Raw genomic sequence first — 13,231 nt, forward strand, 5'->3', positions numbered from 1 at the left:
CGATAGGGTCGATTCACGTGAACGGACCTTCGCTCGCCCTCCGTCAGCGCTCCCTGAGCGACCCCTCCGCCGAATATCCGCTGTTTCCACCGCTGACGCGGGGCTGCCCCAAGACCAGCACCGATGAGATCGCCTACCCGCTTGAGGTCGTCTACGACTACGCGAAGGTGGATCGCGGCCTGTTCGAGCAGGAGCCGGGCCCCGACCTGGCGCGCTGGTCGCCGCTGCTGCCGCCGCTGGAGGTGCCCACGCTGGGCGAGGGCGGCACGCCGCTGGTGCGGTTCGAGGACGTTCACATCAAGGACGAGTCGCGCAACCCGACCTGGTCGCACAAGGACCGGCTCAACCGCGTCGCCGTCAGCGCCGCCGTCGCCGCCGGCGCGCCTGGCGTGGTCGTGGCCTCCTCGGGCAACCACGGCGCCTCCGCCGCGGCCTACGCGGCCAGGGCCGGGTTGCGCGCCATCGTGCTCACCTCCGCGGACTCGCCGCCGGCGGTGCAGGCTTTCGTGCGGGCGTACGGGGCCAAGGTCGTCTCCGTGCCCGCCGAGGCGCGCTGGCCGTTGTTGCGGGAGGTCGTGGACCGGCTCGGCTACCACCCGGTCAGCAATCAGACCGTGACGCACACCGGGCACCCGTTCGGGCCCGAGGGGTACAAGACGATCGCGTACGAGGTGTTCCTGCAGCTCGGCGAGGTGCCCGCGGCCGTCTTCGCGCCCACGGGGTACGCCGAGTTGCTCTTCGGGGTGTGGAAGGGGTTCGTGGAGCTGATGTTGCTCGGGCTGACGGAGAAGACGCCGCGGATGTTCTCCTGCGAGTCGGCCGCGGGCGGGCCGCACGCCAAGGCCCTGGCCACCGGCGCGCCGGCCGCGATCGTCGAGATGGGGCCGACGGACGCGTACTCGGTGGGCGGGACGGTCGGCGGGTACCGTGGCGTGCTCGCCGTGCGTGACAGCGGTGGTGAGGCCGTGCTCGTGACCGACGACGAGATGCGGCGGGCACAGCGGGACCTGGCGCGGGCCGGGTTGTGGCAGGAGTTGTCGGGGGCGGCCGGGCTGGCCGGGCACCGGCGGTTGCGGCGCGACTTCGACGGGCCGGTCGTGTGCCTGGCCACCTCCAGCGGGTTCAAGGACGTGGGGGTCGGGGGCGAGCGTTATCCCGTCGTCGAGAACCCGACCCTGGACGACCTCATGCCCTGAGCCATACGCGGAGTGCGCCCGTCGTGGTGAAGCCGTGGCGCAGGGCCGGATCCGGGTCGCTCTCGTAGCCGACCAGAGGGCGGCCGGGGAACAGTTCCGCGGCCGTCGCCAGGACGCCGGGCCAGGCGAGGTCCGGGTCGCCGAACACGTTGGACACGCCCACGGCCGGGCCTGTCGCGGTCAGGACCGCGCCGCAACCGTCGGCCGGGGCGTGCACGATCGTCGCCTCGGCCAGGAGCGCGGGGCGGAACAGGTCGCTGACACCGCACGCCTGCTCCCAGCGGGCCAGCGCCGTCTCGTCCCTGACGACCTGCCACGTGGCGCCGGTGGGTTCCGGGGCCTCGCGGTAGATCCACTGGGCCTCGAACAGCACGTCGAAGCCCGGCAGGTCGAGCGTGGCGAAGCTGTCCTTGATCGACGCTCCCGGGCCCGCGTCGATGCCTTCCAGCACCTCGTCCGCCGTGGTCTGCGGGGAGAGTGTGACCGCGTCGGGGTAGAAGGGCGGAGTCCTGACGGGGTTGGTCCAGGCGTGGTCGGTGAAGATGCCCGGTATGTCGTGGGCGCGGCACATCGCGTCGCACCACTGCGCGTTGTCATGGGCCGCGACGGCCCGCCAGTCGCTCATGATCGTCCTTTGGTGCGGCGGGTGGGTGGCGCGGTGAGGGGGTCCTCCGGCCAGGGGTGTTTAGGGTAGCGGCCACGCATCTCCGCGCGTACGGAACGGTAGGCGTCGCGCCAGAACGAGGCCAGGTCCGCCGTCACGGCCAGCGGGCGGCCCGCTGGGGAGAGCAGGTGGATCAGGACCGGCACGCCCGCGATCGTCGGCGTCTCCAGCCAGCCGAACAGCTCCTGTAGTTTCACCGCGAGCACCGGCTGCTCTGCCACGTAGTCCAGGCGGATCTTGGAGCCGGTGGGGACCTCGATGCGTTCCGGGGCTGCCTGGTCGAGGCGTTCGCTCCACGGGATCAGGCGTTTGAGTGCGGTGGCGACGTCGATGCGTTCCAGGTCGGCGCGGCGGCGGGCCCTGGACAGCTCGGGCTCCAGCCACTGGTCGGCCAGGTCGATGAGGTTGTCCATCGAGGGCCAGGGGGCGCCGATGGCTCGGTGGCAGAAGGCCATGCGGTCGCGTAGGTCCTTGGCCTGTCTGGTCCAGGTCAGGACGTCTTCCGTGCGCAGGCCGTACAGGATGGCCTCGCGTACGTCGGCGTTCTTGAGGGGGGTGGCGGACAACTCGATCGCGCCCGTGCGGGTCACCCGGCGGGCGGAGACGTCGCCGCGGCGTTCGCCCGGGGGGACGTGCCAGGTGATCTCGTCCTGGGTGGTGGTGCCGGCCGCTCTTCTCGCGGTGGCCTCGTCGATCACCACGGCCTGTCTTACGCGGGCGCTGGCTGAGCCGGTCGGGCGGTCGGCGATCGCGATGGCCAGCCATTCGGCGGTCTGGAGCTTGGAGCCCTCGGCGAGCTGGGCCTGAGTGCCCGACGCCATGAGGTAACCGGCGCCCCGCCTGCGCGCCACCCGCTCGGGAAACGCCAACGCCACCGCCATCCCGGCCAGCGCGTCGCCCGGCGTTGCGCGGTCGCCCGGCGTTGCGCGGTCGTCTGGTTTTGGTTGGGTGGTGGTGCGGCGTAGGCGGCGGGTTTCCTGGCGCCAGCGGGCGGCGAAACCGGTGCCGCCGCGGCGGGCCGCGCGCCAGACCTCCACCAGGTCGTCCGGCGACTCGCGGGGAAGTTGCTCCGACAGCAGGGCCACCACCTCGGCGGCCTCGGGGCCGAGGTCGAGCAGGGCTCTGGCCAGGCGCGGGTGCACGCCCGCGAGCGCCATCCGCCGCCCGCGCCCGGTCACCCGGAAGCGGTCGTCGGGGGAGCTCGCTTCGGACGGGTCGCTGAGGGCGCTCGTCTGGAAGGGGCCGTCGGGGGTGCTCGTCGGGGAGATGGTTTCGAGGGCGCCGAGGAGGTGCAGGGTGCGGGTGGCGGCGGACAGGGCGGCCGGTGGTGGCGGGTCCAGGAGGGCCAGGCCGGCGGCGTCGGGGGCGCCCCAGCAGGCCGCCTGTAGCGCGAAGCCCGTCAGGTCCGCGAGTGCGATCTCCGGCCGGGCGTGGTCGGCGAGGCGTTCGTGGTCGGCGGCCGGCCAGCAGCGGTAGACCGTGCCGGGGGCCTCGCGGCCCGCCCGGCCCGCGCGCTGGGTGGCCGACGCCTTGGACACCCTGACCGTGGTGAGGGAGCCGAGGCCGCGGGCGTGGTCGGTACGCGGCTCGCGGGCCAGCCCCGAGTCCACCACCACCCGTACGCCGGGCACGGTCAGGCTGGACTCGGCGACCGACGTGGCCAGCACCACCCTGCGGGCCGTGCCCGGGGTCAGCACGGCGTCCTGGACGTGCGGCGGGGCCTGGCCGTGCACCTGGAGGAGGTGCTCCACGTCGCCCGCCAGCATCCCGGCCACCTTGGCGATCTCGCCCACGCCGGGCAGGAAGCACAACACGTCGCCGTCCCGTTCGGCGAGCGCGCGCCGTACCACCGAGGCCACGTGGGACAGCAGCGCGGGATCGACGCGCAGGCCGTGCGGCGGGGCGACCGGGCGCGGCGGCGGGGCCCAGACCGTCTCCACGGGGTGGGCGGCGCCGGTGGCCGCGACGATCGGGCCGCCGATCAGCGCGGCCCAGGGTTCGGCGTCGGCGGTGGCGGAGGTGGCCAGCAGGCGCAGGTCGGGGCGGAGCGTGTCGCGTACGTCGAGGAGGAAGGCCAGGGCCGTGTCCGCGTCGAGATGGCGCTCGTGGCATTCGTCGAGCATGACCGCGTCCACCCCGGCCAGTTCCTGGTCGCGCTGGAGCCGCTGCAGCAGCACGCCGGTGGTGACGACCTCGACCATGGGGTTCGCGCCGGTGTGCCGTTCGCCCCTGATCGTGTAGCTGACGCCCATACGGCGGGCCGCCGCGCGTACGGCCAGGCGGCGCGGCTCGGCCACCAGCACCCGCAGGCCCGTCTCGGCCAGCGCCAGGGGCACCACGGTGGTCTTGCCGGTGCCGGGCGGGGCGGTCAGGACCGCGCTGCCGTGCCGGTCGAGGGTGGCGAGCAGTTCGGGCAGGACGTGCCGGATCGGCAGGCCGGTGTCAGAGGCCGACATGGGCCCCGGCGGGCAGCGGAAGGGCGGCGGCCAGCACGGCGTCGAGCAGCCCGGGGAAGCGGGCCTCCAGATCGTCGCGGCGCAGGCTCATGAACTTCAGCCGGCCCTCCTGCTTGGTGCGGACCACCCCGGCCTCACGCAACATGCGGTAGTGGTGCGAGGCGGTCGACTTGTGCACGCCGAGGTCGTCGCCCGCGATGGTGCAGTTCAACTCTCCGGCCGCGGCGAGGCGGACGGCGATCTCCAGGCGTACGGGGTCGGACAGCGCCCGCAGGACCTCTGTGAGCTCGATGTCCTCCGTTGCGGGTTGCGGCAGCAGGCGCATGGGCAAACCCTACCCCCGTCCAATTGTTTGACATTGGTCCAACTATACGTCAGTTTGATGCTCGTCCAACAATTTCGGTGGAGGTTACGTTGAGCTCACGGCTGTATCCGTTGGCCGCGGGGAACTTCGCGATCGGCACGGGCATGTTCGTCACCGCGGGGCTGTTGTCGCCGATCTCGGCCGACCTGGAGATCTCCAGGTCGGCGGCGGGGCAGCTCATGACGGTCTTCGCGCTGGCGTACGCGGTGCTGTCGCCGTTACTGGCCGCCCTGACCGTGGGCATGTCGCGCAGGACGTTGTTGCTGCTGGCCATGGGGGTGTTCGTGGCGGGGAACGTGCTGACCGCGCTGGCGCCGACGTACCCGCTGGTCATGCTCACCCGGGTGGTCGCGGCGGCGGGCGCCGCGATGTTCACGCCCACGTCGTCGGCCGTGGCGAACGCGCTGACCGCGCCGGAACGGCGTGGGCGCGCGCTGGCGCTGGTGATGGGCGGGCTGAGCGTGTCGTCGGCCATCGGGGTGCCGCTGGGGACCTGGCTGGGTGAGGCGGCGGACTGGCGGGCCACGTTGTGGATGGTCTCCGCGCTCGGCGTGGCCGGGCTGATCGGGGTCGCGGTCCTGGTGCCCGACGTGCGGATCGAGGCGTCCGGGCGGTTGCGGGAGCGGTTCGCGCCGTTGCGGGAGCGGGCGGTGCTGGCGGTGATGGTGACGCAGCTGCTGGTGTTCGCGGCGGGGTTCAGCGCCTACACCTACATCGGGTCGCTGTTCGATCTGCCGCTGCCCGCGCTGCTGTGGGCGTGGGGGCTGGGCGGCGTCGTGGGGAACCTGCTCGGCGGGCGGCTCACGGACGCGTACGGACCACGCCGGATGATCTTCATCGGCCTGGGCGCGGCCACCGTCTTCATGGCGCTCATCCCCGTGGCCAACCTGTCGCTGCCCGTCGCGCTCGTGTGGGGTTTCCTGTGGGGCGGGGTCGGCTGGCTGATCGCGCCCGCGCAGCAGTTCAGGACCGTCACCACGGTGCCGGGGAACGTGTCGATCGGGCTGGGGCTGCTGTCGTCGGCGCAGTATTTCGGGCTGTTCGTGGCGGGGCTGGCCGGCGGGGCGGCGCTGGAGGCGTACGGACGGGTGGGCGTGGTGGTGCTGTCCACCGGGCTCGGCCTGGCCGCGCTGGTCTTCACGCTGATCACCTACCGTAAGGCGGCGGCCACCCCCTCCTCGGGATCGGTCGCGGAGCGCGCACCGGCGTGATCGCCTCAGCCCGCGTCAGCTCACCCGCGCGGCCGTCGGCCGGGTTGGCCAGAATGACGGATGTGCTGAACGAACCGCACGAGGAGTCCGCGCCGAGCCCGCCTGAGGACGACCCGAGGAACGAGCCCGCCCCCTTCGGCACGCTCGTCCTGCTGACGGCCGCCTCCGCCGGAGCGGTCATGGCGCTGACCGGGCTCCTGGCCGACCCGCCGAGCCTGAAGTTCCTGCTGTTCGGGCCGATCGCCCTCGTCGCGTTCGAGGTGGCCGTGCACGAGGTGTGGTGGCAACGGTGGTGGGGAGCGATCCCGGGGGCGGTGGCGGGGCTGGCGGTCTATTTCGAGGGCCGGGTGGCGCTGGCCGACATCATGGGGGACGGGTGGGCGCATCCGATCGCGTACGTCACCGCCTGGACGCTCTTCGCCGCCGTCTTCGCGTGGTGCAGTCGCTATCCCCGCAGTCTATAGCTGCGAAAACTCTCATATTGGCGGATCCGTGACGCGGCAGTCTGCGACTACTAAGCTACTCGTCATGAATTCCGTGACACTCGACGCGGGCCGCCAGAGAGGCGGAAATTGATGATAACGCGTCTCAGGTTGCAAAATTTCAAGGCTTGGCAGGACAGCGGCAATGTCGAGTTTGGCCCGATAACGGCGTTCTTTGGTAGTAATTCGTCCGGGAAGACCAGTTTCTTGCAGAGTCTGCTGCTGCTCAAGCAGACTGCCGAATCGTCGAACAGGGGCCGTGTCTTCGACCTGGGCGGAGGGCCGGCGTCGCTCGTAAGCCTGGGAACATTCTTCGACCTTGTGTTTCAGCACAATTCGAAGAACACGGTCGGAGTTGAGATCGGTTGGCATGAGAGCAAGGCATACGAGATCCAGAATACTGACCCGAAAGGGCGGGCGGCGATCGATAAAAGCCGTGATCTCAGTCTGCTCGCCCGGGTTCGGGAGCTGGGGCATTTCATGGTCGCGCAACGGATCGAGTATCGGCTGGGCGACGTCGGCTTCTCGCTTGAACGCGTCGCAAGCGAGAAGGATGAGTATGTGCTCGACTCCGATGGATATCCCTTCGAGCACGTACCGGAACGGCCGCGGCTCTTGCCTTCGCCAGGGAAGTTCTACAGCTTTCCCCATCAGGTGCGCGCGTACTATCGGAACGCGGCCTTCTTGTCCGATCTGGAGCTGCAATTCGAGAAGCTGTGTAGTCGTATTTACTATCTTGGTCCCCTGAGACAGGACCCCGCGCGTCAGTACATCTGGTCAGGTGGTCGGCCTGTCGACGTCGGCAGGAGGGGTGAGCTGGCCATCGAAGCGCTGATCGCCTCCCAGGCCGATGGCAGGACCAACGCGCGCGGATTCGTGATCCGGAAGGACGGCTCCCGCCGCACCAAGCTCATCAGTGTGGAGGAGCATGTCGCCGCCTGGCTGCAAGAGCTCGGACTGATCCATTCCTTCGCGGTGGAGCCGGTTGACGACAGAGGAACCCTCTACCGCGTTCAGGTGAGGCGCTCACCCGGCAGTACGCCGGTCCTTCTCACGGATGTCGGGTTCGGCGTCAGCCAGGTGCTCCCGGTGTTGGTTCTGCTGGCCTACGCCCCCGAAGGGTCGACGGTGCTCCTTGAGCAGCCGGAGATTCACCTGCATCCCGCCGTGCAGAGCGGACTTGCGGACGTGGTCATCGAGGCCGCGAAAGTCCGCAACATACAGGTGGTGGTCGAAAGCCACTCCGAACACTTCCTCATGCGCCTGCAGCGTCGCATCGCGGAAAAGGAGATCGGTCGGGGGTTGGCGCTGGAACCCGAGGACTGCCTGCTCTATTTCTGCAGGACGGAAGGCGCCGCCTCGAAGGTCGACCGGCTTGTGCTGGATTCATTCGGGAACATCACGAACTGGCCGGATGATTTCTTCGGGAATCAGTTCGAGGAGGCAGCCGCCATGAACCGGGCGGCACGCAGGCGAGCGAATGACGAGAAGCCGACTTGAACCATCTTTCGCGTGTCGTCATGGACACCAACGTGCTGATCGTATCCAACGGGAAAGCCGATCATGTGAGCGCTGCGTGCGCTAAAGCGGCTGTTGAATTCTTGGAGCACGTGGAGAGTCGTGGGATCGTCGTACTCGACAGCTCCTGGCTCATATTTGAGGAATATGAGAAGCACTGCTCCTACAGGGGGCAGCCGGGAGTAGGAGATCGCTTCTTCCTGCAGTTGCATCGCAGACAGGCCGATCCTCGTCATGTCCACAAGGTTGAGATCACCCCGGACGAGCGTGGTTCGTTCGAGGAGGTTCCGGAGGGCTTGCAGGCGTTCGATCCCTCTGATCACAAGTTCGTGGCGACGGTTGTGGCGGATGGGCGCCGGTCTGCCATCGTGAACTGCGCGGACCCGGACTGGCGCGAAGCGGTCCAGGAGCTGAAGCAGAATGACATCGTCTAGGTCGAATTATGCGACGGGTGCCGAGAGCACTAGATCGGTGGCGAGGGCGGTTCGGCCCTCGCCACACTTATGTGCCGAGCGGACTCAATTGGCGTGAGCGTACAGTCCGGCGATAAGACCGGCGGTGCTCAGCGGAGTGAGCTGGCCGAGAATTTCGGCGAGGCTGTCGGCGTTTTCCGGGGTGAGGTCGAGCCAGGCGGGACTCAGGCGTGAATTGAGCGGTCCGTATGTGATGCGAACTCTGGGCTGGTCGAGCAGGGTGCCGTTGCTCTCGGCCTGCCAGCGGAACAGGGTCAGGCGTTGCCCCAGGTCGGACAGGACGAGCGGGGCGCTGACGTGGTCGCGGTCGGTGAGGGCGGCGGCGGGGTGGGCGAGGCGGCACCATGGGACGCGAGGGCATGGGGCAGCGGGTAGATTGTCGTGCACGATCTGGTCACCTTTCTGGGAGGGGGCCGGATCCAGGTCCCGTCAGGTGGGCTAACACCTGGCGGGGCCGTTTTGGGTTTGGCCCCGTATGGCGAATGTTTTTAACGGTAGCCCTTGTTTCCGGGCAGGCACAACGACTTCCGCGATATGTCATGGTGGCTGCTTGGCAGTTTGGGTTTTTTAATACATTCGCCACTTACGGGGTCATCCGCGCGCCGGGATCCAGCCCGCCGTGACCGCGAGGATGACGAAGAAGCCGAGGATGATCCGGTAGATCACGAACGGGGTGAAGCGGTGGGTGCTGATGTAGCGCAGGAACCAGGCCACCGCCGCGTACCCGACGATGAACGAGATGATCGTGGCCAGGATCGTGGGACCCCAGTCGGGGGTGTTCGCGCCACCGATCTCGAAGAGCTCCAGCGCGCCTGAGGCGAAGACGGCGGGCATGGCCAGCAGGAAGGAGTATTTGGCGGCGTCCTCGCGACGGTAGTCGAGCAGCAGGCCGGCCGTCGTGGTGCCGCCGGAGCGGGAGACGCCGGGGATCAGGGCCAGGGCCTGGGCGAAGCCGTACACGAGGGCGTGGGCGAAGCTGAGGTGCTTCTCCAGCGTGAGCTTGTTGCGGGCGGTGCGGTCGGCGAACCACAGGATGAGCGCGAAGACGATCAGCGTCGTGCCCACCAGGCGCAGGTCGCGGAAGGCGCCCTCGATCTGGTCCTTCAGCACCAGGCCCAGAACGGCGATGGGCAGGGTGCCGACGATGATGTACCAGCCCATGCGGGCCGCCCAGTGGCCGCGCAGGTCCTTGCGGAACAGGGAGCGCGTCCAGGTCGAGATGATCTCCCAGAGCTCTTTCCTGAAGTAGATCACCACGGCCAGCTCCGTGCCGATCTGGATGACCGCGGTGAACGCGGCCCCGGGGTCCTTCCAGCCGGCGAAGGCGGAGACCACCCTGATGTGGGCGCTGGAGGAGATCGGCAGGAACTCTGTGAGTCCCTGAACCAACCCCAGAATCACCGCTTCGAGCCAGCCGATCACGACTACACCTTCCGAGCACGTGGGAGTGATGGAGGTGAGGCTAGCGGAAATGGAGACCCGGTAATCGCGTTCATCTGCCGTTCAGTGATTGGACCGGACACGCAGGGTGACTCGGGCGGCCCGCGGGGGTCAGCGCTTCCAGGCGGCGGCGTTGGCGCGGGCGAAGTCGGTGAAGTCGCGTGCCGGGCGGCCGAGCGCCTGCCGCACGCCGTCCGCCACGGAGGCGTTGCGGCCGTCCAGGATCTCGGCGAACATGGCGGCCAGGGGCTGCGCCGCCTCCTCCGGCACGCCGTGCTTGACGGCCGAGCTCACGTACTCCTCCTGCGTCACCCGGGCGAACGTGATCCGCCTGCCCGTCACCTCCGACAGTTCCCTGGCCACGTCGCCGAACGTGAGCAGCCGGGGTCCCGTCATGTCGTACAGCCGGCCCGCGTGCCCCTTCTCGGTCAGGGCCGCCACGGCGACGTCCACGATGTCCTCCACGTCCAGGAAGGGCTCGGGCACGTCGGCGGCCGGCAGGGCGATGACGCCGTCGAGCACCGGGCCGAGCAGGAAGTCCTCGCTCAGGTTCTGCATGAACCAGGCGCAGCGCAGCACCGTCCAGTCCACGCCGGACTCCTGGATGGTGCGCTCGCTGGCCTCCGCCTCCGGCTCGCCCCGCGCGGACAGCAGGACCAGTCGTTGTACGCCGCCGCGCACGGCGAAGTCCGTGAACGCCTTGATGTCGTCGTACGCGCCGGGGAAGGTGAGGTCGGGGTAGTAGGACACGTAGACGGCCGTGACGCCGTCGATGGCGGCCCGCCAGGTCTCGCGGTCCTGCCAGTCGAAGGCCGGGACGCCGGAGCGGGACCCGATCCGTACGGGCAGGCCGAGGCCGTTGAGCCGGTCGGCTATGCGGCGGCCGGTCTTGCCCGTGCCGCCCAGCACCAGAATCGTCATGCATCTAGTAAGCCCCGATGCCGATAAGACTCTCCATGGTTGAGAAGCTCGTTTGCATATGCGATCGTCTAAGGCATGGACCAGCTCGCGGCGCTTCTCGACGGCCCGCGGGCGCGCAGCGCCTTCCTGCTGCGTTCGATCCTCGATCCGCCCTGGTCACTGCGCATTCAGGACGAGGCTCCGCTGTCGGTGATCGCGCAGGTACGGGGCGAGTCCTGGCTCTGGTACGACGAGGGCGGGCCCGTACATCTGGAGCCAGGGCAGGTGGCCATCGCGCGGGGGCCGGAGCCGTACACGGTGGCCGACGACCCCGGCACCAAGCCGCAGATCGTCATCCACCCCGGCCAGCACTGCACCACGCTCGACGGTGAGTCCCTCTACCAGGCCATGGACCTGGGCGTGCGGACGTGGGGCAACAACTCCGACGGCGGGACCGTGCTGCTCACCGGCACCTACAACCTGGAGGGCGAGGTCAGCAGGCGGCTGCTCGAAGCGCTGCCCCGGCTGATCGTGCAGCCGGGCGACCCGCTCATCACGCTGCTCGGCGCCGAGATCGTCAAGGACGAGCCGGGGCAGGAGGCGGTCCTCAACCGCCTGCTCGACCTGCTGCTCATCGCGGTGTTGCGGGCGCACTTCGCCACCCACCAGGCGCCCGGCTGGTATCGCGCGATGAACGACCCGGTGGTCGGCAAGGCCATGCGCATGTTGCACAACAATCCCGCACACCCGTGGACGGTCGGCGCGCTGGCCGCCGAGGTGGGCGTGTCCAGGGCGGCGCTGGCCAGGCGCTTCACCGACCTGGTCGGCGAGCCGCCGATGGCCTTCCTCACCGACTGGCGGCTGGCCCTGGCCGCCGACCTGCTGCGCGAGCCCGACGCCACGATCGGCTCGGTGGCCAGGAAGGTCGGCTACGGCAGCCCGTTCGCGCTCAGCGCGGCCTTCAAGCGGGTACGCGGCATCAGCCCCCAGGACCACCGGGCGGCCGCTCAGTGAAACCTCTGATCCTGCTCGACGTGGACGGCGTGCTCAATCCCATCGGCCGCCCCACGCCGGACTTCCACCGTTACCGCTGCACGATCGACACCGACGTCTACACCGTGCACCTCAACCCCCGGCACGGCCGCCGCCTGCTCGACCTGGCCATCACCACCGGCTCCGAACTGGTCTGGGCCACGACCTGGGAACACCACGCCAACGAGTGGATCTCTCCCAGGATCGGCCTGCCCGCGCTGCCCGTCATCACGATGAGCCCGGAGGGGCCCAGCGAGCGCGGGGAGATGTTCAAGACGCCGCACGTGGCGGCGTACGCGGGGCGGCGGCCGTTCGTGTGGTTCGACGACCAGGTGTGGGCGGAGGACGAGGAGTATCTCAGGGTGCATCAGGGTTTGAACGACTTCCTGCTCGTCCACGTCGATCCCGCGAAGGGACTGACCAGCCGACATCTGGGCATGGCACATGAGTGGCTGACCCTTACAGGGTTTTCTCAGGGTTCCTGACGGGAGTCTTACAGCCGCGTCGTCCGTTGGCCCAAGTAGATCGCGTTCCCAGTAAGGTCCGCGAAAACCACACGGAGGAACAGCATGTACCGCTCACGTGAGCACAGGATCATCGCAGGCGTCTGCGGCGGTCTCGCCGACAAGATGGGCCTGCCTCCCACCCTCGTCCGGATCCTCTGGCTGCTCCTGTCGCTCATTCCGGGACCGCTGTGGGTCGTCTACGTCGTGATGTGGATCCTCGTCCCGAACGCGCCGCCGAAGGGTTACCCGACCGCGTAACCGCGCCACCGAGGACAGCTGGGGGTGGGCCCGCTCGCCCACCCCGTACCGCCCGCGTTCGCATTCAGGGAGGCGGCATATCCTCGGAGTATGAGGGCAAGGCCGCTGACGCTCATCCAGGATGAGCTCGTCGAGTACGACAAGGCGATGGAGCGCATGACCGACCTGGTCGGGCAGCGCCAACGGGACGAGCGGCCGGACACGTTGTGGTTGCTGAGCCACCCGTCCGTCTACACCATCGGGCGCCGCACCCCGATCGCCCACCTGCCCGACCCCACGCGCGGCATCCCCGTCATCGAGACGGGCCGTGGCGGTCAGCTCACCTATCACGGGCCCGGGCAGCTCGTCGGCTACCTCATCGTCAAGCTGGACGAGGGCGAGGGCATCGTCGACTACGTGCGCGAGGTGGAGTTGCGGCTGGTGGACGCGCTGGGCAAGCTGGGGCTGCCGGCCGAGCGGCGCGACACCCCGCCGGGCTCCGAACTGCTCACCGGGGTCTGGACGGCATCGACGGGGCGGAAGATCATCTCGATCGGGATGCGGCAGAGCCGGGGCGTGACCAGCCACGGGTTCGCGCTCAACGTCGACGGCGACCTGACGCCGTGGAACTGGGCGGTGGCCTGCGGGATGCCGGAGGTGGACATGACGTCGGTCAAGCGCGAGCTGGGCGACGCCTCGATGGAGGAGATCCGCGCGGCCGTCGCGCGGGCGTTCGAGGCTTCCTGACGGGT

The 13,231-nt window shown here is 69.3% G+C and carries 15 protein-coding genes; 9 read left to right on the forward strand and 6 right to left on the reverse strand.

Going from position 1 to position 13,231, the window contains the following annotated elements; translation table 11 throughout:
* The first annotated feature begins 17 nt into the window (after positions 1-17).
* Complete coding sequence (locus AB0I81_RS57790) at positions 18-1,196, forward strand: pyridoxal-phosphate dependent enzyme (protein WP_360677828.1); 1,179 nt, start codon at positions 18-20, stop codon at positions 1,194-1,196.
* Here AB0I81_RS57790 and AB0I81_RS57795 read toward each other — a convergent pair.
* From AB0I81_RS57795 to AB0I81_RS57805, 3 genes are read right to left on the reverse strand one after another with little or no spacing between them, the layout of a single operon-like run.
* The gene (locus AB0I81_RS57795; protein ID WP_360677830.1) at positions 1,186-1,821 is read right to left on the reverse strand and encodes a hypothetical protein; all 636 of its coding nucleotides are present in this window, start codon (positions 1,819-1,821) and stop codon (positions 1,186-1,188) included. The two genes, AB0I81_RS57790 and AB0I81_RS57795, sit on opposite strands and share 11 nt — an antisense overlap.
* Positions 1,818-4,316 carry an ATP-dependent helicase C-terminal domain-containing protein gene (locus tag AB0I81_RS57800; RefSeq protein ID WP_360677832.1) on the reverse strand — a complete coding sequence of 833 codons (2,499 nt, stop codon included), beginning with the start codon at positions 4,314-4,316 and terminating at the stop codon, positions 1,818-1,820. Before AB0I81_RS57800 ends, AB0I81_RS57795 begins: the two co-directional genes overlap by 4 nt.
* Positions 4,303-4,641 carry a metalloregulator ArsR/SmtB family transcription factor gene (locus AB0I81_RS57805; protein ID WP_360677834.1) on the reverse strand — a complete coding sequence of 113 codons (339 nt, stop codon included), beginning with the start codon at positions 4,639-4,641 and terminating at the stop codon, positions 4,303-4,305. Before AB0I81_RS57805 ends, AB0I81_RS57800 begins: the two co-directional genes overlap by 14 nt.
* 89 nt (positions 4,642-4,730) lie before the next feature.
* Here AB0I81_RS57805 and AB0I81_RS57810 point away from each other — a divergent pair, with 89 nt between their 5' ends.
* The 4 genes from AB0I81_RS57810 to AB0I81_RS57825 all read left to right on the forward strand — a co-directional run bounded on the left by AB0I81_RS57810 (position 4,731) and on the right by AB0I81_RS57825 (position 8,325).
* Positions 4,731-5,891, forward strand: a complete 1,161-nt coding sequence (locus AB0I81_RS57810; protein WP_360677836.1) for an MFS transporter — start codon at positions 4,731-4,733, stop codon at positions 5,889-5,891.
* A 62-nt stretch (positions 5,892-5,953) separates the two neighbouring features.
* Positions 5,954-6,355, forward strand: a complete 402-nt coding sequence (locus tag AB0I81_RS57815; RefSeq protein WP_360677838.1) for a hypothetical protein — start codon at positions 5,954-5,956, stop codon at positions 6,353-6,355.
* A 111-nt stretch (positions 6,356-6,466) separates the two neighbouring features.
* Positions 6,467-7,873 carry a DUF3696 domain-containing protein gene (locus AB0I81_RS57820; protein ID WP_360677840.1) on the forward strand — a complete coding sequence of 469 codons (1,407 nt, stop codon included), beginning with the start codon at positions 6,467-6,469 and terminating at the stop codon, positions 7,871-7,873.
* A gap of 20 nt (positions 7,874-7,893) precedes the next feature.
* Complete coding sequence (locus AB0I81_RS57825) at positions 7,894-8,325, forward strand: hypothetical protein (protein ID WP_360677842.1); 432 nt, start codon at positions 7,894-7,896, stop codon at positions 8,323-8,325.
* Between the two features lie 84 nt (positions 8,326-8,409).
* Here the strand turns inward: AB0I81_RS57825 and AB0I81_RS57830 are convergent, their stop codons facing one another.
* The 3 genes from AB0I81_RS57830 to AB0I81_RS57840 all read right to left on the reverse strand — a co-directional run bounded on the left by AB0I81_RS57830 (position 8,410) and on the right by AB0I81_RS57840 (position 10,725).
* On the reverse strand, positions 8,410-8,751 hold the full coding sequence (locus tag AB0I81_RS57830; RefSeq protein WP_360677844.1) for a hypothetical protein: 342 nt from the start codon (positions 8,749-8,751) through the stop codon (positions 8,410-8,412).
* A gap of 204 nt (positions 8,752-8,955) precedes the next feature.
* Positions 8,956-9,786, reverse strand: a complete 831-nt coding sequence (locus AB0I81_RS57835) for an undecaprenyl-diphosphate phosphatase (protein WP_360677846.1) — start codon at positions 9,784-9,786, stop codon at positions 8,956-8,958.
* Positions 9,787-9,915: 129 nt separating this feature from the next.
* Positions 9,916-10,725: an NAD(P)H-binding protein gene (locus tag AB0I81_RS57840; RefSeq protein WP_360677848.1), complete on the reverse strand. Its 810-nt coding sequence runs from the start codon at positions 10,723-10,725 to the stop codon at positions 9,916-9,918.
* A 75-nt stretch (positions 10,726-10,800) separates the two neighbouring features.
* Between AB0I81_RS57840 and AB0I81_RS57845 the strand changes: the two genes are divergently transcribed.
* From AB0I81_RS57845 to lipB, 4 genes are all read left to right on the forward strand, one after another.
* A complete protein-coding gene (locus AB0I81_RS57845) occupies positions 10,801-11,718 on the forward strand; it encodes an AraC family transcriptional regulator (RefSeq protein WP_360677850.1) in 918 nt (305 codons plus the stop codon).
* On the forward strand, positions 11,715-12,221 hold the full coding sequence (locus AB0I81_RS57850; RefSeq protein ID WP_360677852.1) for an HAD domain-containing protein: 507 nt from the start codon (positions 11,715-11,717) through the stop codon (positions 12,219-12,221). The genes AB0I81_RS57845 and AB0I81_RS57850 overlap by 4 nt, the downstream gene beginning before the upstream one ends.
* 84 nt (positions 12,222-12,305) lie before the next feature.
* Positions 12,306-12,500: a PspC domain-containing protein gene (locus AB0I81_RS57855; protein ID WP_360677854.1), complete on the forward strand. Its 195-nt coding sequence runs from the start codon at positions 12,306-12,308 to the stop codon at positions 12,498-12,500.
* A gap of 90 nt (positions 12,501-12,590) precedes the next feature.
* The gene (gene lipB, locus AB0I81_RS57860; RefSeq protein ID WP_360677856.1) at positions 12,591-13,226 is read left to right on the forward strand and encodes a lipoyl(octanoyl) transferase LipB; all 636 of its coding nucleotides are present in this window, start codon (positions 12,591-12,593) and stop codon (positions 13,224-13,226) included.
* The last annotated feature ends 5 nt before the right edge of the window (positions 13,227-13,231 follow it).

The organism is Nonomuraea sp. NPDC050404, assembly GCF_040655495.1.
Classification (GTDB): Bacteria; Actinomycetota; Actinomycetes; order Streptosporangiales; family Streptosporangiaceae; genus Nonomuraea.